General features: G+C 73.3%; 14 protein-coding genes and 1 pseudogene. 12 read left to right on the top strand and 3 right to left on the bottom strand.

All coding sequences use genetic code 11. From position 1 onward, the window contains the following. Positions 1–163: 163 nt before the first annotated feature. The 8 genes from ACZ4WZ_RS03130 (at position 164) to ACZ4WZ_RS03095 (ending at position 9,551) form a co-directional block, all read left to right on the top strand. On the top strand, positions 164–1,426 hold the full coding sequence (locus tag ACZ4WZ_RS03130) for an ATP-grasp domain-containing protein (RefSeq protein ID WP_467884454.1): 1,263 nt from the start codon (positions 164–166) through the stop codon (positions 1,424–1,426). 16 nt (positions 1,427–1,442) lie between these two features. Further along, positions 1,443–2,672, top strand: a complete 1,230-nt coding sequence (locus ACZ4WZ_RS03125; RefSeq protein WP_467884452.1) for a lysine N(6)-hydroxylase/L-ornithine N(5)-oxygenase family protein — start codon at positions 1,443–1,445, stop codon at positions 2,670–2,672. After that, on the top strand, positions 2,669–3,046 hold the full coding sequence (locus ACZ4WZ_RS03120) for a cupin domain-containing protein (protein ID WP_467884451.1): 378 nt from the start codon (positions 2,669–2,671) through the stop codon (positions 3,044–3,046). Before ACZ4WZ_RS03125 ends, ACZ4WZ_RS03120 begins: the two co-directional genes overlap by 4 nt. Next, a complete protein-coding gene (locus ACZ4WZ_RS03115; RefSeq protein WP_467884449.1) occupies positions 3,039–4,142 on the top strand; it encodes an FAD-dependent oxidoreductase in 1,104 nt (367 codons plus the stop codon). Before ACZ4WZ_RS03120 ends, ACZ4WZ_RS03115 begins: the two co-directional genes overlap by 8 nt. Then, positions 4,139–5,770, top strand: a complete 1,632-nt coding sequence (locus ACZ4WZ_RS03110; protein WP_467884447.1) for a class I tRNA ligase family protein — start codon at positions 4,139–4,141, stop codon at positions 5,768–5,770. The genes ACZ4WZ_RS03115 and ACZ4WZ_RS03110 overlap by 4 nt, the downstream gene beginning before the upstream one ends. Next, positions 5,767–7,014, top strand: a complete 1,248-nt coding sequence (locus ACZ4WZ_RS03105; RefSeq protein WP_467884445.1) for an ATP-grasp domain-containing protein — start codon at positions 5,767–5,769, stop codon at positions 7,012–7,014. The genes ACZ4WZ_RS03110 and ACZ4WZ_RS03105 overlap by 4 nt, the downstream gene beginning before the upstream one ends. Beyond that, positions 7,007–8,287, top strand: a complete 1,281-nt coding sequence (locus ACZ4WZ_RS03100; RefSeq protein ID WP_467884443.1) for an MFS transporter — start codon at positions 7,007–7,009, stop codon at positions 8,285–8,287. The genes ACZ4WZ_RS03105 and ACZ4WZ_RS03100 overlap by 8 nt, the downstream gene beginning before the upstream one ends. 70 nt (positions 8,288–8,357) lie before the next feature. Next, on the top strand, positions 8,358–9,551 hold the full coding sequence (locus ACZ4WZ_RS03095) for a threonine aldolase family protein (RefSeq protein WP_467884441.1): 1,194 nt from the start codon (positions 8,358–8,360) through the stop codon (positions 9,549–9,551). Between the two features lie 446 nt (positions 9,552–9,997). Here the strand turns inward: ACZ4WZ_RS03095 and ACZ4WZ_RS03090 are convergent. From ACZ4WZ_RS03090 to ACZ4WZ_RS03080, 3 genes and pseudogenes are all read right to left on the bottom strand, one after another. Then, positions 9,998–10,444 (bottom strand): annotated as a pseudogene (locus ACZ4WZ_RS03090) (DUF6098 family protein); the annotation flags it as partial. Between the two features lie 124 nt (positions 10,445–10,568). Beyond that, positions 10,569–11,117: a DM13 domain-containing protein gene (locus tag ACZ4WZ_RS03085; RefSeq protein WP_467884439.1), complete on the bottom strand. Its 549-nt coding sequence runs from the start codon at positions 11,115–11,117 to the stop codon at positions 10,569–10,571. 168 nt (positions 11,118–11,285) lie between these two features. Further along, positions 11,286–13,850, bottom strand: a complete 2,565-nt coding sequence (locus ACZ4WZ_RS03080; protein WP_467884437.1) for a DUF6185 family protein — start codon at positions 13,848–13,850, stop codon at positions 11,286–11,288. A gap of 238 nt (positions 13,851–14,088) precedes the next feature. Between ACZ4WZ_RS03080 and ACZ4WZ_RS03075 the strand changes: the two genes are divergently transcribed. From ACZ4WZ_RS03075 to ACZ4WZ_RS03060, 4 genes are all read left to right on the top strand, one after another. Beyond that, positions 14,089–14,472, top strand: coding sequence for a hypothetical protein (locus tag ACZ4WZ_RS03075; RefSeq protein WP_467884436.1), 384 nt, complete (start codon positions 14,089–14,091; stop codon positions 14,470–14,472). A 72-nt stretch (positions 14,473–14,544) separates the two neighbouring features. Further along, positions 14,545–15,171, top strand: a complete 627-nt coding sequence (locus tag ACZ4WZ_RS03070; RefSeq protein ID WP_467884434.1) for a HalD/BesD family halogenase — start codon at positions 14,545–14,547, stop codon at positions 15,169–15,171. 207 nt (positions 15,172–15,378) lie between these two features. Continuing rightward, positions 15,379–16,104: a DUF4142 domain-containing protein gene (locus ACZ4WZ_RS03065; RefSeq protein ID WP_467884958.1), complete on the top strand. Its 726-nt coding sequence runs from the start codon at positions 15,379–15,381 to the stop codon at positions 16,102–16,104. Between the two features lie 4 nt (positions 16,105–16,108). Beyond that, positions 16,109–17,500, top strand: a complete 1,392-nt coding sequence (locus ACZ4WZ_RS03060) for a DUF1996 domain-containing protein (protein WP_467884432.1) — start codon at positions 16,109–16,111, stop codon at positions 17,498–17,500. Positions 17,501–17,615: the final 115 nt, after the last annotated feature.

Below are 17,615 nucleotides of genomic sequence, written 5' to 3'. Positions count from 1 at the left end.
GCCGACAGGGCACTTGTTCAAGAAAATGTGCGGTTTGGGTGCGCTCTCGCAGATATTTTTCCGGTGATCCATTGACCGTGACCAAGGCGCCCGGCTAGAAAGATCACGATCAGGACCGTGACCACCAGTCAGGTCCGTACAGCACTGCCCGGGGGATTTCGTTTTGCCGCACACAGATGCACTCCGTCCTGCCCGCGTCCTCGTGGTCGAACCCGCCTCCTCCGGGGGCGCCACCCTGATCGGCGTCGCGGCCGAGATGGGACTGCGGGTCGTCGTCGCCACCGCCGACTCCGGCGACCGCCGGCTCTCCGACGCTGTGCGCGCGGCGGCCGACTCGGTGCTGACGGTGGAGACCAACGACCAGGCCGCCCTCGAAGCGGCCGTGCTCGAACTGCACCGGGCCGAGCCGTTCGAGGCGGTGCTGCCGGGCTCCGACATCTACGTGACGGCGACCGCGCGCGTCGCAGCGGCCCTGGGCCTGCCCGGCCTGCCCGTGGCGACCGTCGACCGGGTCCGGGACAAGAGCGTCATGCGGGCCGCCGTGGCGGAGGCCGGGCTGCGCACGCCGCGCTTCGCCCAGGCGACCGACGACGCCGAGCTGCGCGCCGCGGCCGAACGGGTCGGCTTCCCCTGCGTGCTGAAGCCGGTCGCCTGCTCCGGCAGCATCCACGTCAGCCGCGCCGACGACCTGGACCAGCTCACCGCCGCGTTCCAGCGGCTCGTGACCGACCCGGAGCCCGACATGGGCAAGCTCCACGAGCACCGGGTGCTCGTCGAAGAGTACGTCCAGGGGCCCGAGTTCAGCGCCGACGGTTACGTACTGGACAGCGGCGAGGTCACCGTCGCAGCCCTCAGCCGCACGCTGCTCGGCCCCGAGCCCGACTTCGTGGAGCTGGGCCACCTCACCCCGGCCATGGTCGACGACGCCACCCTGAAGAGCGTCGAGGCGTACGTCGGCGACGTCGTCCGCGCCGTCGGCATCACCAGCGGCCCCTTCCACTGCGAACTGCGCCTGGCCGCCGACGGTCCGGTGCTCATCGAGATCGGCGCCCGGCTGCCGGGCGACCGGATCGTGGAGCTGCTGCGGCTCGTGACCGGCGTCAGCCTGCCCAGGGTGGCCGTCGCGCTCGCGCTCGGCGTCGGCCTGGAGGCGGCCGGTGCCTTCGGGCGGCCGCAGGCCGAGAGCGCCGGCATCCGCTTCTTCTCCGCCGCGGGCCGCTCCTCGTACCGGGAGCTCACCGGGTGGCCGGAGCTGGAGGCACTGCCGGAAGTGACCGAGACCGCCGTGTACTTCGCGCCGGGCGAGGCCATTCCGGGCGTCGAGGACTGCCGCTCGCGCCTCGGCCACGCCCTGTTCACCGCCGATTCGCCGCAGGGCGCCCTCGACCGCTGGCAGGCGCTCGGCGACCTCGTCGTCCCGGCCTGAACCGGCGGATCCCACCATGAACGCCCACATACTCGATTACGCGGCTGTCGGCATCGGCCCCGCGAACATGAGCCTCGCCGCGCTCGCGCACCCGGTCGAAGGGCTGCGCGGCGCCCATCTGGAACGCCGTGAGAGCTTCTCCTGGCACCCCGGACTGCTGCTGCCCGAGGCCACCCTCCAGGTCTCGCTGCTCAAGGACCTGGTGACGCTGGTCGATCCGACCAGTCCCTTCTCGTTCCTGTCGTTCCTCGCGAGTGAGGGCCGGCTCTACCGGTTCCTGGCCGCGGACTTCCCGGCCGTCCTGCGCGCCGAGTTCAACCAGTACCTCCAGTGGGTCGCCGGGCGGCTGCCGAGCCTGACGTTCGGGGCGGACGTACGCAGCGTGGACTTCCACGACGGCGCCTTCCACCTCCACACCGGTGAGGAGGAGCTGACGGCGCGCCATCTGGTGCTCGGCACGGGGCTCACCCCGTCCGTCCCCGAGCCGTTCCGTCCCTTCCTCGGCCCCACCGTCTTCCACTCCGGGGAGTTCCTGCTGCGCGCCCCCGAGGTGACCGGGCGCCGGGTCGTCGTGGTCGGCGGCGGCCAGAGCGGCGCGGAGATCGTGCGCCACCTGGCGGCCGGCGAGGCACCCGAGAGCATCACCTGGGTCAGCCGGCGCTCGTCGTTCCTGCCGATGGACGACTCGCCGTTCGCCAACGACCTCTACACGCCCGACTACGTACGCCGCTTCCACGCGCTGCCCGCCGGCCACAAGGCCCGGCTCCTGGAGCGGCAGAAGTACACCAGCGACGGCATCGACCTCCACGTCCTCCAGGACATCTACCGGTTGAGCTACCGCGACGAGTTCATCGAGAACAACCCCGGCAGGCTGCGCTTCCTGTCGGACTGCGCGGTCACCGCGATCGAGGGCGGCCCCGACGAATGGAAGCTCGTCGTCGAGTCCTCGGGCCCGGAGGCACCCGCCGTGCTCGCCGCCGACATCGTCATCCTGAGCACCGGATACGCGTACGTGCTGCCGGACTTCATGGCTCCACTGGACGCGCGGCTTCGGCGGGAAGACGGGATGCTCGTTGTCGGCAGCGACTTCTCGGTGGCATGGGACGGGCCCGCGGAGAACCGGATCTACCTCCAGAACGGCGCCCGGCACTCCTGGGGCGTCGCCGACCCCAATCTCAGCCTGCTCGCCTGGCGCAGCGCGGTCATCCTCAACAGCATGCTGGGTGAGACGAGGTATCCGGTATGACCACGCGTCAGGTCACGCAGTTCCAGGCTGGGGCGGTCGGCGCCCTGGTCCCCTTCGGTCCGACCGAGGTGGAGCCCGACGGAGTGACCGTCGCCGAGGCGGACTTCGCCCGTTCGGTCTTTCCCGGTGTGCCGTTCGAGGCGGCCCGCTTCACGGTGCCGGCCGGCAGGACCAGCTCGCCCGATCAGCACGCGGTCCAGGAGATCTGGGTGGTCCACGCCGGATCCGGCACCCTGGAGGTGGACGGCGAACGCACGCTCGTCGGGCCCGGCTCCGTGGTGGGCTTCGCCTCGCGCGCCGTCCACGAGATCTTCGCCGACCAGGGCGAGGAACTGGTCATCTACTCCTTCTGGTGGTCGGCGCCCGATGAGTGAGCGCACCACCGGGACCGGTGAGGCGTCGCACTACGACCTCGCCGTGGTCGGCGCGGGCGTGGTCGGCGCCCTCACCGCGTACTACGCCGTGCGCCGGGACCCGGGCCGCCGCGTCGCCGTGATCACCCACGCGGGACGGGGGGCGGGTGCGACCCGTCTCTCGGCCGGGTTCGACACGCCCACGGGGCACAATCCGGCCCAGCGCGCCCTGGCCGCCCGCAGCACCCTGCTCTTCGACGAGCTCGCCGCCGGACTCGGCGGCGCCGGACGCGCGCCGGTCGACGTCCGCTGGCTGGTGGCGCGCGAGAACACGGCCGCGCTCGACTCGACCATGGCCGATGGCGGCCGCACCCGCCCGGTGACCGGGGAGCAGCGGGCCGTGCTCGACCGGACGTTCCCCGGGCTCGCCCACGGCGGCGACGAAGTCCTGCTGGCGACAGAATCCATGACGGTGGGTCAGGCGCAGCGGCTGACCGACCGGCTTCTCGACGAGGTCCTCGGCCACCCGGACAACACCCTCCTGGAGGGCTTCCGGGTCACCGGAGTACGCCGTACGGGCGGGCGCGTCGAGCTGGCCGCCGCCGACGGCAGCCTGATCACCGCCGCCAAGGCGGTCCTCGCGCCCGGCCCCTGGATCCTCGACGGCCCGGTGGCGGCGGCCGCCCGCGAGCACGGGGCGCGGGTCAAGAAGGTGGTGGCGTTCCACATCATGACGCCGCCCCCGCCGGACGCCCCGGCACTGGTCCTGGAGGACGCCGACGCGTTCCTGCTGCCCCACCGCCCCGGCGGCCACTGGATCTTCAGCATCACCTCGCCCGACTGGGACCGGGGCCCCGACGAACCGCTCGCCATCGGCGCCCGCGACCGGGAGCTCGCCCGAGCCCTGCTCGCCCGGTACGTCCCCGGGTTCCTGCCGTACCTGCTCGGCGGCCGGGTCTTCAGCGACTGCTTCACCCCCGGCCATCTGCCGGTCGTGGACACCGTCGGCGGTGACGACGTGGTCATGGCCATCGGCGGCTCCGGCTCCGGCTACCGACTCGCCCCGGCCATGGCCGAGGACGCACTGAACCTGCTCGACGGGAGAACGCGAACATGAGCCTGCTGACCGGGGACACGCACACCCCTCGGCACTACCTCCTGGTGCCGCCCGAGGCCACGCCCAACGGCCCCCTGCACCTCGGACACATCGGCGGCCCCTTCCTGTGGTCGGACATGATCGCGCGGCATCTGCGGGTCCGGGGCGACCTGCCGTTGGTGATCACCGGCAGCGATGTCTACGAGTCGTACGTGACGCTCAGGGCGCACGCCGAGGACTCCACGCCCGGCGAGGTCGCCGCCCGCTACGGACAGCGCATCCAGGACGACCTGGCCGCGCTGCGCATCGGCGTCGACGCGTTCATCGTCCCCGACCAGCAGCCCTGGCGAGAGCAGTTCGAGCAGGAGGTCGCCGCCTCGATCGAGCGGCTGACGGCCCGGGGCGCGGTGCTGACGCGCACCGAGCGCGTGCCCCACTGCGCGGCGTCGGACCGCTGGGTGGTGGGCGGCTGGCTCCAGGGCCGCTGCCCCGAGTGCGGTGCGGGCGTCGCCAGTTACTTCTGCGAGGAGTGCAGTGCGCACTTCCTGCCCGAGTCGGTCGTCGAGCCGCGCCCCCTGCTCGACGAGGGGCCGCTGACCTGGCGGGAGATCTCCAGCCTCTTCCTGCGGCTGCCGGACCGCGACCTCCTGGACAGCACGCTCGTGGACCTGGGCGTCGCCGACCGCTACCGGGCGACGGTGGCGCGCTTCCTGGAGCGCGACGGCCTGACCGTACGGCTGAGCGCCCCGCAGACGTGGGGCCTTCCGCTGCCCGCGTCCGAGCCGGACGTGCCGCGCGCCCTCTTCCCGTACGCCGGGATCTTCATGTTCGCCCGCCTCGCCGGCGCCGTCCACGGCCGGCTGTCCGGCACCGGTGTGAACGCCTTCGACCCGGACTCCGGGGTCACCACCATCACCACCCTGGGGATCGACAACGTGATCCCCACCCTTGTCTCGATCGTCGGCACCAGCCTGCTGCACGGCGACATGAAGCCGTACGACCGGTGCCTGATCAACCACTTCTACCAGCTGGCCGGGCGGAAGTTCTCCACCAGCGCCCGGCACGCCATCTGGGCGGCGGACATCGCCGCCTCGCCCGCCATCGGCGTGGACACCGTCCGGTACTACCTCGCCGGGGCCGATCTGGAGTCCGGGGCGGCGAGCTTCGAGACGGCGGACTTCCTCCGGACCGCGAACGCCACGCTCGCCGACGGCCTCGGCAAGCGGATCGACTCCGCCTGGAACCGGCTGCCCGAGGGGCCGCCGCGGGCGCCCGCCCCGGCCGTCGCCGACCTCCTGGAGTCCCTGCTCGCCGAGCAGTCCGCGGCGCTCGACGCCACCCGTGTCTCGACCCGGCGCGCGGTCGCGGCGCTCGACCGCTGGTGCGCCGACGAAGCGATGGCCCACGCGGCCGAGGACGGCGCGTACTGGTGGCTCAAGGGCCTGTCCCTGCTGGCGTTCCCGGTGATGCCGGACCTCGCCGAGCTCCTCTGGCAGCGCCTCGGCGGCGCCGGCGAGCCTCGCGCGGCGGCCTTCCTCGCCCGGACCGCGGCCCACCGGGACCTGCCCGCGCCCGGCTTCGGCCGGGTGAGCGCCGCCGATCTGGACGCCTGCCTGCCCGACACCCTGCGACCGGGAGCGGACGCGTGACCGACCGGACCACACCGCTGTACGTCGTCCTCAACCGCTCCGGCGACGAGTTCGGCGAGTACCACCGTTTCCTCGACGGCCACCCCTGCCGAATGGTGTACCTCACCACGCCCGGCGGGCTGCCCGCGCTCGACCAGGACGGGGCGACCGAGGTCCATGTGCGCGACGGCCTCGCCCACGACGACCTGCTGCCCCTCGTACGGGAGATCGCGGACCGGCACGGCACGCCCGAGGCCGTCTTCGGGCAGTCCGAGTACGACATCCTGACCGCCGCCCGGCTCTCGGCCGCGCTCGGCGTGCCCGGCGGCTACGGTCTCGACCTCGTCGAGCGGTTCAAGGACAAGCCGGCCATGAAGAGCGCGGTGGGCGCGGCCGGCCTGCGGGTTCCCCGGTTCCGGCGCCTCGACGACGCGCCCTCGGCGGAGGCCGTCGTCGACGCCCTCGGCGGTCTGCCCCTGGTCGTGAAGCCGCGCGCCGCGGCGGGCTCCCAGGGAGTCACGGTCGTCCGCGGCGTCGACGAGCTGCGCGAGGCGCTCGAGGGCGTCGACCTCGAGGCGTACGAGTGCGAGGAGTACGTCGACGGGGACATCTTCCACGTCGACGGCGTCCGCCGCTCGGGCCGTCTCCACTTCGTCACCGCTTCCCAGTACGTCCACACCTGCCTGGACTACGCGCACGGCCTCCCGCTCGGCTCGGTCCTGCTCGACCCGGGCCCCGCGCGCGACGAGCTCACCACGTTCGCCGACCGCTGTCTGCGGGCGCTCGGGCTGCGCGACGGCGCGTTCCACCTGGAGGTGATCCGGCGTCCGGGGGGCGAGCTGGTGTTCCTGGAGGTCGGGCTGCGGCCGGGCGGCGCGCAGGTGCCGTTCCTGCACGTCGACCTCTACGGGATCGACCTGTTCGCCGAGGCGTTCCGGGCGGCCCTGGGCCTGCCCCCGCTGTGGCAGCCGTCCGAGCCGGCCGGACCCCGGGCGGGCGGCTGGCTGATCTACCCCGCTCCGCACGAGCTGCCGGGACGGGTCGTCGCCCGCACCTCGCCCGGGTCGGCCGTCCCCGAGGTCTACCACGAGGAACTGCCCGCCCTCGGCCAGATCATCACCGGGCCCGGCAGTTATGACGAGGGCTGCGGGATCTTCCGGTTCCGGGGGCGGAGCGCCGCCGGGGTGCGCGCCGCCGTGCACACCGCGATGGAGGTGTACGGGCTGCGGACCGAGCGGGCCGGGGAAGCCGCTCCGCATGGCTGAGGCACGCCGGTACGGCGCCGTGCTGCACGCCTGGTTCCGGGAGATCCTTCCGGCCGCCGGGAACGCGCGCAGACTCGGCGTCCTCACGCTCATCCAGTCCCTGGGGCTCGGGGTGTTCCTCACCTCCAGCGCCGTGTTCTTCACCCGGACCATCGGCATCCCCGCCCAGCGCGTGGGCCTCGCCCTGTCGGTCGCCGGGCTCTGCGGTCTGGTCTGCACCGTGCCCATCGGCCGGCTCGCGGACCGGCTCGGCGCGGGCCGGGTGCTCACCGTGAACTTCCTGCTCGCGGCCGCCAGCTTCACCTCGTACTGCCTGGTGGACGGCTTCGCCGCGTTCCTCGCGGTCGCCTGCGCCATCGCGGTCCTGGAGACCTCGGCGGGCGCGCTCCAGGCGTCGCTCACCGACGCGCTGGTGGGCGAGGCGGAGCGGGTCAGGGTGAGCGCGCAGATGCGCAGCCTGTTCAACCTGGGGTTCCTCGGCGGTGCCGCGCTGGCCGGAGCCGCCATCGCGGCCGGCACCTCGACCGCCCTGTACGCCACGGTCCTCGCCAACGCCGCCCTCCAGCTGGTCTCCGTCGCCGTGCTGCTCGGGATGCGGCTGCCCGCGGGTGCCGGGCCCCGGGCCAGCGCCGCCGAGGCGCCCGGCGGGGTGCTGCGCAGCGCGGCGCTGCGGGACGGGCGCTATGTGGCGGTCGCGCTGGTGTGCGGCGCTCTGGAGCTGTACCACCCGCTGCTGACGGTCGGCCTGCCGCTGTGGATCGTCACCGGCACGGACGCGCCCGCGCTGCTGGTGTCGGGGCTGCTGATCCTGGACACCGTGCTGGTGCTGTTGTTCCAGGTCGCGGTCAGCAGGGGCGCGCGCACCCCGGCGGGATCGGCTCGTATGCTGCGCTGGGCGGGGTGGGCGCTCGGGGCGTCCTGCCTGGTCTTCGCGGTGAGCGGGGGGCACGGCGCGCTCCTGGACAGCGCGGTGCTGCTGGGCGGGGCGCTGGTGCTCGTCCTCGGCGAGCTGTACCAGGCTTCGGCGAGCTGGGGCCTGTCCTTCGGGCTCGCCCCGGCGGGCCGGCAGGGGGAGTACCAGGCGGTGTTCTCCCTGGGGCGAGGGCTCCAGCAGTTCGCCGGGCCGTGGCTGATGACCTCGCTGGTCGTCGGCGCGGCGACGACCGGCTGGCTGGTCCTCGCGGCCCTCTTCGCCCTGCTCGGGCTCGCCGCGCCGCCGTTGGTGCGCGGCCTGGAGAGGGCCCGCGCGCGGACGGAGCCGGCGCCGGCCTGAGCGGACGGGCCGGCGCCCTTCCGCACCACATGTGTCACACCCGTACAACCGAAACAGGTAAGCGAGCACCATGACCGTACAGCGACGGCACGACCCGGACGAGCGCGGCTTCGCCAGCGACAACTACGCGGGGGCGCACCCGGAGGTCCTTGCGGCGATCGCCCTGGCCAACGGCGGCCACCAGGTCAGCTACGGCGCCGACGTCTACACCGAGCGCCTCCAGGAAGTGGTGCGCGGTCACTTCGGCCCCACCGCGCACACGTACCCGGTCTTCAACGGCACCGGCGCGAACGTGGTCGCGCTCCAGACCATGCTCGACCGCTGGGAGGCCGTGGTCTGCGCCGAGTCGGCCCACATCAACGTCGACGAGGGCGGGGCGCCCGAGAAGGTCGCCGGGATCAAGCTCCTGACGGTGCCCACGTGGGACGGCAAGCTCACCCCCGAGCTGGTCGACCGTCAGGCATGGGGCTTCGAGGACGAGCACCGGGCCCGGCCCAAGGTCGTCTCGATCGCCCAGTCCACCGAGCTCGGCACCTGCTACACGCCGGACGAGATCCGGGCGATCTGCGACCACGCGCACGACCTCGGCATGCTCGTCTACCTGGACGGGGCCCGGCTCGCCAACGCCGCCGCCACCCTCGGCGTGTCCCTGCGCGAGATGACCACCGACGCGGGCGTGGACGTCCTCTCGCTCGGCGGCACCAAGAACGGGCTGCTCTTCGGCGAGGCGGTGATCGTGCTCAACGAGGACGCGGTGCGCGGCATGGCTCACCTGCGCAAGACGAGCATGCAGCTCGGCTCCAAGATGCGGTTCATGTCGGTGCAGTTCGAGGCGCTGCTCGGCGGTGACCTCTGGCTGCGCTCGGCGGCCCGCTCGAACGCGATGACCCGGCGGCTGTACGAGGCGGTGCGCGAACTGCCGGGCCTGGAGATCGCCCGCCCGGTGCAGGCCAACCAGATCTTCGCCGTCCTGCCGCCGGCGGTCACCGAGCGCCTCCAGAAGCGTTTCCGCTTCTACACCTGGGACGAGCAGGCCGGCGAGGTCCGCTGGATGACCTCCTTCGACACCACCGAGGCCGACGTGGACGCGTTCGCGGCGGCGATCGCGGAGGAACTGGAGGCGGAGCGGGGCGACGGGCCGGCGGGCGCGCTGACCACGGCCGAGCGCGAGGAGCTGGTGCGGCTGCGCCGTCAGGTCCTCGAGATGGAAGAGACGATCGAAGCGCTGGGGAAAACGCCCGCCTTCTCCGCGAACCGCCCGTAGCCGGCGGCGGAGGCCCGGCAGGCCGGGCGGGCGGCCCGGCCTCCGGGCAGGAGAAGCGCGGGCAGATCGTCCGGTTCCAGCTCCCACGGCTCGCCGCGACGCTCGGTGACCACGTGAGGAGGCTGCTCCTCCGCTGCCGGCGACGCGGTCGTACGGAGGAGGCGCGGCCTCGGCCTCGAAGCGACCGCCGCTGAGCGCCTGCCCGTCCCGCTCCGGCCGCCGGGCACCCCCGCAGGTCAGCGCCGGACGACGGTGCCGTCAGAGCCCGCGGGCGCCCCCGCCCCCGACGAGTCGGGCCGTTCCGGGGCCGGCCGTGCTCACGGGTGGTCGGGGCGCTGTTCCGGAGGGGTGGGGGCGCCCTTTCCGCTGCGCCGCGCTTCCGGTTGCTGGGCGTCACCCATGGTCTTGTTCCTCATGGCTGTGCGGTGAGCGTCGGGGCTGCCCAGGCGATCGATGGGACCCCACGCACCGTCCTGTCGTTCGACTTCCTGTTCGGCTTCGGTGATCACGCTCTCGTCGATCCAGCCGATCGGTTCCACGTCCCGGACCAGGGGCTCGTTGTCGGGTCCGCGGCCGGCCTCGGTGCCGTGCAGCAGCCAGGGCCTGACGCGGCCGTCGCGGACCCGTGGGAGGTGGGAGTAGTCGTACAGACGCCGGGCGGCCCACGTGCGCAGCGGCCGGTCCCGCCACCATTCCTCGACGTCGAGGGGGTTGGCGGACAGTCCGGGGAGTTCCACGCCGGTGAGCTCGTCGCGGCTGGAGGGAGAGGCGAGGTCGGTGTGCGGGCCCAGGGACCAGCGCACGTAAAGACCCCGCCGTTCCGAAAGCAGACCGGCCAGCTCGTCCAGCGACCCGACAGTCATGAGGCGCGTCCGGTAGTCGGTCTCGTTCATGCCAGGCGGCTACCCGGCTCCGCGCCCGCCACTCTTCTTCTCGGTGCCGACCCTGGCGTGGTGCGCACGCGGGGACCACCCCGGCGGGACCCGGCCGGCACGGGCGGGCGGCCCGGGAGCGGCATCAGGCGGGGGTCAGGGCGGCGGCGCCGAAGGAGACGTCGAAGCGGTCGCACCAGATGGTGACACTGGTGTACTCCGACAGCGTCACGTCGGCCGGAATCGGGTAGTTCTGGTCGCCCTTGTTGCCCTTGAGCCCGCCGAGGCTGACGTACTTGCCGTCGTCGAAGACGCGCCAGCCGGCGGTGCCCTCCTTCACCGGGGCGTCGGTCAGCCACACCCGCAGGTCCGGGCCGCTGCTGGTGTCCAGGCCTTCCAGCCGGAGGGTGTGCGAGCCGTCCGCGAGGCGGACGATCCTCACCGTGCCGGTGGTGGTGTGTTCGTGGCTGATCAGGGTCCCCCGCGCGAGCGTGCGCGGGCCGCCGGGGGCGGCGGACGTGCCGGCGGACGGAGCCGGAGCCGCCGGAGCGGCGCTGGGCGGGGCTTCGCGGACCGTCCGGTCCTGCCAGAGTTTCCACGGCTGGAACCAGTAGAGCCCCGTGGCGACCAGCACCGCCGCCAGCACCGCCGCGCCCGCCGCCAGCGGCCGGCGCCGCCTGTCCTCACGTCCCATGACCCGCTCCTTCGTCGTCGCCCGGAAGGCATTCAACGGCATGCGGAGCGCGCGGGCCATGGGTCCGCCGGTGACGGAATCCTTACGGTGGCACACGGGGCGGAGCCGGGGCGGTGCGGTTCTCCTGCCGGTTCACGCGGAGCAGGCGGCCAAGGGGCCCGGGCGTCCCTACTTGGGCCGGAAGTCGCTGCCGGCCAGACCGCGCCAGACGCTCACGACGATCGCCAGCTGGGCGGCGAGATAGGCGACCTGCGTGGACAGCCCGCGCAACTGGTAGACCGAGAGCAGCAGGCCGAGGCGGCTGGGCCAGAACCTCCTGTCCTCGCTGAAGGTCTCCATGTCCATCCAGATGCTGGTGAGCGTCAGGACGAGCAGCATGAGCGCGACGTGCAGGAAGACGTACCCGAGTTCCGTGTCGGTGATCTGGGTGAGCAGCGCGCCCACACAGACGGGGAGGGCGTAGGCGGCGGTCAGGCTCAGCGCGCGCACGGGACTGCGCCGCCCGGGCAGCACCCGCCACAGCGCACCCAGGGCCAGGCCCGCTCCGGCCCACGCCACCTGCCACGCGAGGCACTTCGCCACGATCTCCGGCACTCCGGAGAGGCTTTGGAACGTGGCCATCTGGGTGCGGTCGTCCTTGAGGTAGCTGAGCCAGACGAGGGCGATGCTGGCCGGGAAGCCGAAGCAGAAGGCCAGGCGCGCGGCGCTCCGCGCGTTCTCCCACCAGTCGCCGCCGGGTCCCCAGCTCAGCGCGGCGTCCAGTACGGAGATCTGGTGCGGTGGGCGGCCTCCGGACCACCCGTCGAACAGCCAGTGGTGCAGCCCGTCCAGTCTCTTCTCCAGTTCCTCGCGCGAGAGGTCGCCCTCTCCCCGGCCCCGGTCCAGCGCGTACAGCTTGTGGTGCAGGTTGCGGAACTCGTGGGCCTTGTTGAGCAGGACGTGCCGGCGCCGCTTCGTTCCCAGCCTCCGGATGCGGAACTCCTTCCTCGTGCGGCCCAGCACGGAGAACCGCCGGCCGATCACGACCACGGCGTACAGGGACGCGATCATCAGCAGGAGCCAGGCTCCGAACAGCACGTTGGAGCCCGCGAACTCGACCTGCCGGAACCCCACGCACAGGGCGAAGACCGCGACCGTCAGCAGGAGATCGGCTCCGGACGGCCCCAGCGGGGGCCCTTCGCCGTCGGCGTCGGCCCGGGCCAGCCGCGCCCTGACCCGGGTCCGCAGCAGCGCGAGGAGCGCGACGCCCGTCAGCAGCCACGCGTAGGCGTAGACCCATGTGAGCCCGGAGTAGGGGAACTGCTTCAGGAATTCCACCCACTCACGGTCCCGGTCGGTCCGCGACTGGTCGATGAGCCAGTAGGCGCGCCTCCACCAGCGCTCGTGGGTCCACCAGAAGGAAGCGAGGAGGCCGGCCGCGGCCGTCGCCAGTACCGCCGACGCGACCACCGTGCAGCGGACGGGCGCCCCGTCCCACGCCTCGTTCCAGGAGTCCCGGACCATCTCCCCCTCGCGTGCCAGGCGCCACGCCCATGCCGTCATCGCGGCGAGCCACAGCCACAGCGTCGCCAGCGCCACCAGGGTCAGCCCGACGACCCCGGCGGGGGCCCCGACGGCCGGCACGGCTCCGGTCACCGCCACGGCCGAGGCGGTCAGGATCACCGCCCGCCTCCGGCGCCGCGGGACGCGTCCGGCGTCGGTGGCCTCCCGCGCGGTGGGGAAGGCCACCGGCGCGGAGGCGAGGGGGCGCCACGGGCGGGCGGCGAGCACCAGCGCGAGACCCAGTGCGATGGCGACGAGGGAACGCAGGGGCGGGGGGAGGGCGGCGGGACGGTCCAGGATCAGCACCCGCAGCACCGCGGCCACCACGACGCTCACCGATGCCCACAGCAGGATCACCCGGGCGAGGCCGTCGCGTGCCCGCGGTCCGGGCGGGGCGGCGGAATCCGCACGGTCGGACGGGTTCCGCCGCGACGCGTAGCCCACGGCCAGCGCGCTCACCGCCGAGGTGAACACCCACCACGAGGCGACCCCCACCCAGCCCAGGGACCACCACTGCTCGCCCACGTTGAAGGAGCGCTGCCAGGGCGGGTCGACCTCCACCCGCACGTCGAAGGGCTTCGGCTCGGACCACACCAGACGGTCCCGGTCGGCGGAAGAGGGCGAGGGGAAGACGTTGGTGGCCTCCAGCCCGTCCAGCCGGATCTCGACCTCCCCCCACGTGGCGTTGCCCAGTGTCCTCGGCGGCCGCAGGAAGACGCGCCAGCTCTCCCCCTCGGGGTCGACGTCGATCTTCCACGGCCCGAGCAGGAACGGTTTGCTCTGCTCGATCCACGCGGTCGCCTCGTAGTCCACGGTGACCACGTCGCCCCGCACCCTCACCCGCGGGTCCTGGAACCGCCACTCCCGGCTGCGCGGGGTCTCGTCGTCCCCGCGCAGGAGGCAGCGCATGGCCTTCCGGTACGGGGCCGTCTTCTCGCTGAGTGCCAGATCCTTCGCGCGGGGCCATTCCTTCGCCGAGACGCTGACGGTCAGCTTCGAGATCACCTGGGCGTAGCTGCGGTCGTGGTAGTCGAAATCGAGCCCGGCGGTCACGCTGCGGGCCTTCAGTTTCCCGGCGTCGCAGGGGTCCGCCCCGTGCGCCCGGGCCGTCCCTCCCGAGGCCGCCACGGCAACGAGCAGCAGGAGGAGCAGGTACCACCAGCGGGTCTTCACGTCGCGCCCCGTCCGCATCGCCGTCCAGCACCCTGTCCGTGCAGCCTTAACACCGAGCCGTACCCCCTCGCACCCGGACACGCGGCCGCCGGACCGGCGCTCACCTGCCCGGCCGCCGCCGGCCGGAGCACGGCCGACGGGATCAGGCCTTCGGGATCACGGCCGCGCCGGGTCGCGGGCGACCCGTTGCGGCCGTGCCGTGGGCGGTCGATGATGGATGCGGGGGGCTCCTGCCGACCTCGCCCCGGGACGTGCCATGACCCACCCGAAGGAAGCCGCCACCCGCAAGCCGCTCCCCCGCTTCGAGGAGGCCGAAGGGCTGGGCCCGTCGGACGCGGCTTTCGTACGGGACCTCGTCGAGGTGCTCGAGAAGCACGGGAACCTGGACCGCTTCGGTCTGTGCCTCCTGCACGACCACTTCCCGCTCGCCCCGGACGAGGTGATGGTGGAGACGAACGACTCCGTGACGCGCACCCTGCACGCCCACGTGGAGAAGAAGGACCGGACACGGCACGTCAAGCCCTCCCAGTGGAGGTTCGCGCCGCACGGCGCGGAGCCCGGCGGGGGCGGCCCGTACCAGGTCGTGATGCTCTGCGACCCGCTCGACCTGTGTCCGGGCGGCGGGGGCGGCCGCCGGTGACCGGTGCCGCCGACCGGATGGCCTTGCCAGGCGGGCCGTCTGGGAGCGCGCGGCGCCGGGTAGTACGGGTACGTGCTGTCCTTGCCTGCCGACCACCGCGGCCTGCGTGAGCGTTTCGCCGCGGAGGGCTACGTACCGCTCCCCGGACTCGTGCCGCTCGACCGGCTCCCCCTGCTCCGGCGCGAGATCCGCCGCCTCGAATCGATGGCGGCGCACCAGGACCCGGTGACCCCGCCCCGGCCGATGACCACCCTCGGCGGACGGATCATCGTCGAGGAGTCCGAGCTGATCCCCCGCGTCTACCACGACCCGGCACTGATCGGGCTGGTGCGCGAGATCTCCGAGCTGGAGGCCGTGACCGTCGCCGATCCGCTGGAGCGGCACGTGATCGACATCCTGCACCCGCACGGCGACGCCCACGGCGCGCACCACCACGCCCACCCGCTGGCCCTGGTCGTCTTCACCGAGGCGCCCGGGTCGGCCCGGGACGGCGGGCTGCTCCAGTACGGGCCCGCCGGCGGTGCTCCGCCGGCGGCCGACGAACTCGCGCGCCGGGCCCATCACCGGCCAGGCGACGGCTACCTGCTGCGCAGCGACACCACCGCCCACCGGGTGACCGGGCTGCGCCGGCCGGGACTGCGGCGGGTCGCGCTGAACTTCGCGTACACCACGCCCGACCGGCAGACGGCGGCAAGATAGCAGCCCTCCGAGGGCTTGCCCGGATGTTTATCCGATGGTGATGGTCCTTCCGCGGCGCCCCCGGACGGGGCGCTAGCGTCCCGTGGCACCCCAGGAGTTCGGGTGCGCACCGCAGGGCGCCTGCCGCCGCTGCCGCCCCGCTCCTCCTGACGGCCCACGGAGCGAGGAGGCACTGTGCTGTCACTGCGACGGCGATCCGTCAGCGGCTTGTCGGTGGCCACGAGATACACGATCGGGAGCGCTCTGGTCATCACCGCCCTGGCCGTGACGCTCATCGCGCTGCTGATCCCCGTCTCGAAGTTCGGCGACCGGGCCCCGGCCGCCGCGGCGGGGGCGGCCGCGGCTCCGGGTACCGACGACGACGGCGCCGGGACCATGAGCACGGCGTACGGGCCCCTGACCGCCGCGGACCGGGACTTCGTCCGCAAGGTGCGGCTCGCCGGACTGTGGGAGGGGCCCGCCGGGCGGCAGGCCCAGCAGCGCGGGACCCGCCCCTCGGTGCGCACGGCCGGGGTGCACCTCGTGGAAGGCCACGCCGACCTGGACCGCCAGGTGATCCAGGTCGGCCAGGCCCTCGGCGTGGACCTCCCGGACCGGCCCGGCGCCCAGCAGCAGGACTGGCTGAACCAGATGACGAACGCCCCCGGCGGCGAGTACGAACGGCTCTTCGTGCAGTTGCTGCGCCGCGCGCACGGCAAGGTGTTCGCCCTGCTGGCGCAGATCCGGGCGCAGACCCGCAACTCGATGGTGCGCGCCCTCGCCACTTCGGCCAACGCCACCGTGCTGGACCACATCACGGTCCTGGAGGAGACCGGGCTGGTCGACTTCGACTCCCTCTCCGACGCGGGCCCGGCGCCCGCCTCCCCCGCCCCGGTCCACCACCAGGGGGCCGCGCCCCCTCAGATGTCCGACCGACGAAACGAAGTGAAGTGATCGCATGAGTCACAAGGGCCACAGGCGCCCCCGGTTCAAGCTCCTCGCGGCGGTCTCCGCCCTGGTGCTGGGCGGTGGCGGCGCCGCCGTCGTCGCCGGCAACGCGAACGCCGGGCAGGACGACCGCACGGGGCAGGTGACGGCCACCATCGACTGCCCGGACGTGGGTGACCGCCTCACCTCCGTCCCCGACCAGGCCAGGGGCGAGGTCGACGAGAACCTCGCCCAGCTGGACGTCCAGGTGGCCGACGCCTACCGTCAGCTCGCCTCCGGGCAGGTACGGGACGAGAAGCAGAAGGACGCCCTCCTCGGGCGGCTGCGGGACCAGCGCACCACGACCATCAGCCGGGTGTCCGACGCGATAGGCCGCTCCTCCGGACGCCCGGACGGGCTCGAGGAGCTCAGCGGATGCGAGATGAAGGAGGCGCCGGCCGCCCCGGACGAGGAAGCGCCCGACGCGGCGGCCGCCGCGGCCGACGGCCCGGACGCCGCCGCCCGGAGCTTCGGGCAGAAGGGCGGCCCGGCCCGGAGCGACTTCGTGGACATCACCAAGGTGAAGCCGAACGTACGCACCCCCGCGCCCCGGCGGGGTGCCTCCGAGGGCTCCTTCACCTCCGAGTGCGGCCGCAACGAGAACGGCCACTTCAACCCGGACAACGTCATCGTCGCCCCGGGCGTCTCCAACGGTGCGCACCACATGCACGACTACGTGGGCAACAAGACCACCGACGCCTTCTCCACCAACGACAGCCTGGCCGCCTCCGGAACCACCTGCGGCAACGGCGACCAGTCGACCTACTACTGGCCGGTGCTGCGGCTGCGCGACGGCCGGGCGGAGAGGGACGCCAAGGCCCCGGGCGGCGGACAGGACGCCAACGTGGGCACGATCCTGCGGCCCAAGCAGGTCTCGATCAGGTTCAAGGGGAGCCCCGTCGGCCAGGTCAGGGCGATGCCCCGGTTCCTGCGGATCATCACCGGTGACGCCAAGGCGTTCAGCAACGGCACGGCCAACGCCAACGCCTCCTGGAGCTGCACCGGCTTCGAGGACCGCCAGCTGAAGGACAAGTACCCGGTCTGCCCCAAGGGCAGCGACGTGGTGCGCACGTTCACCTTCCAGAGCTGCTGGGACGGCCGCAACACCGACAGCGCGAACCACCGCACGCACGTGGACTTCGCGGACGGCGACGGCCGCTGCAAGAAGGGCTTCACGGCCGTTCCGCAGCTGGTGCAGCGCATCACCTACGGCGTGGCACCGGGGGCGCGCTTCGCCGTGGACAGCTTCCCCGAGCAGCTGCACAAGCCGGTGACCGACCACGGCGACTTCATCAACGTCATGTCGGACGGTCTGATGGCCAGGGCCGTGGGCTGCATCAACAGCGGGCGCAGCTGCCGCTGAACCGGCGGGATCCGTCCCTGTACGGGGGGGGGGGGGGGGGGGGGGGGGGGGGGGGGGGGGGGGGGGGGGGAGGGGGGGGGGGGGGGGGGGGGGGGGGGGGGAGAGGGGGGGGGAC

It is taken from the genome of Streptomyces sp. NPDC029122 (assembly GCF_055569445.1).
This window is presented reverse-complemented; position numbering and strand designations above follow the sequence as displayed.

Coding starts and splice junctions, on each gene's coding strand:
- ACZ4WZ_RS03125 (WP_467884452.1), top strand. CDS start 1,443: ATGAACGCCCACATACTCGATTACGCGGCTGTCGGCATCGGCCCCGCG.
- ACZ4WZ_RS03120 (WP_467884451.1), top strand. CDS start 2,669: ATGACCACGCGTCAGGTCACGCAGTTCCAGGCTGGGGCGGTCGGCGCC.
- ACZ4WZ_RS03115 (WP_467884449.1), top strand. CDS start 3,039: ATGAGTGAGCGCACCACCGGGACCGGTGAGGCGTCGCACTACGACCTC.
- ACZ4WZ_RS03110 (WP_467884447.1), top strand. CDS start 4,139: ATGAGCCTGCTGACCGGGGACACGCACACCCCTCGGCACTACCTCCTG.
- ACZ4WZ_RS03100 (WP_467884443.1), top strand. CDS start 7,007: ATGGCTGAGGCACGCCGGTACGGCGCCGTGCTGCACGCCTGGTTCCGG.
- ACZ4WZ_RS03095 (WP_467884441.1), top strand. CDS start 8,358: ATGACCGTACAGCGACGGCACGACCCGGACGAGCGCGGCTTCGCCAGC.
- ACZ4WZ_RS03085 (WP_467884439.1), bottom strand. CDS start 11,117: ATGGGACGTGAGGACAGGCGGCGCCGGCCGCTGGCGGCGGGCGCGGCG.
- ACZ4WZ_RS03080 (WP_467884437.1), bottom strand. CDS start 13,850: ATGCGGACGGGGCGCGACGTGAAGACCCGCTGGTGGTACCTGCTCCTC.
- ACZ4WZ_RS03075 (WP_467884436.1), top strand. CDS start 14,089: ATGACCCACCCGAAGGAAGCCGCCACCCGCAAGCCGCTCCCCCGCTTC.
- ACZ4WZ_RS03060 (WP_467884432.1), top strand. CDS start 16,109: ATGAGTCACAAGGGCCACAGGCGCCCCCGGTTCAAGCTCCTCGCGGCG.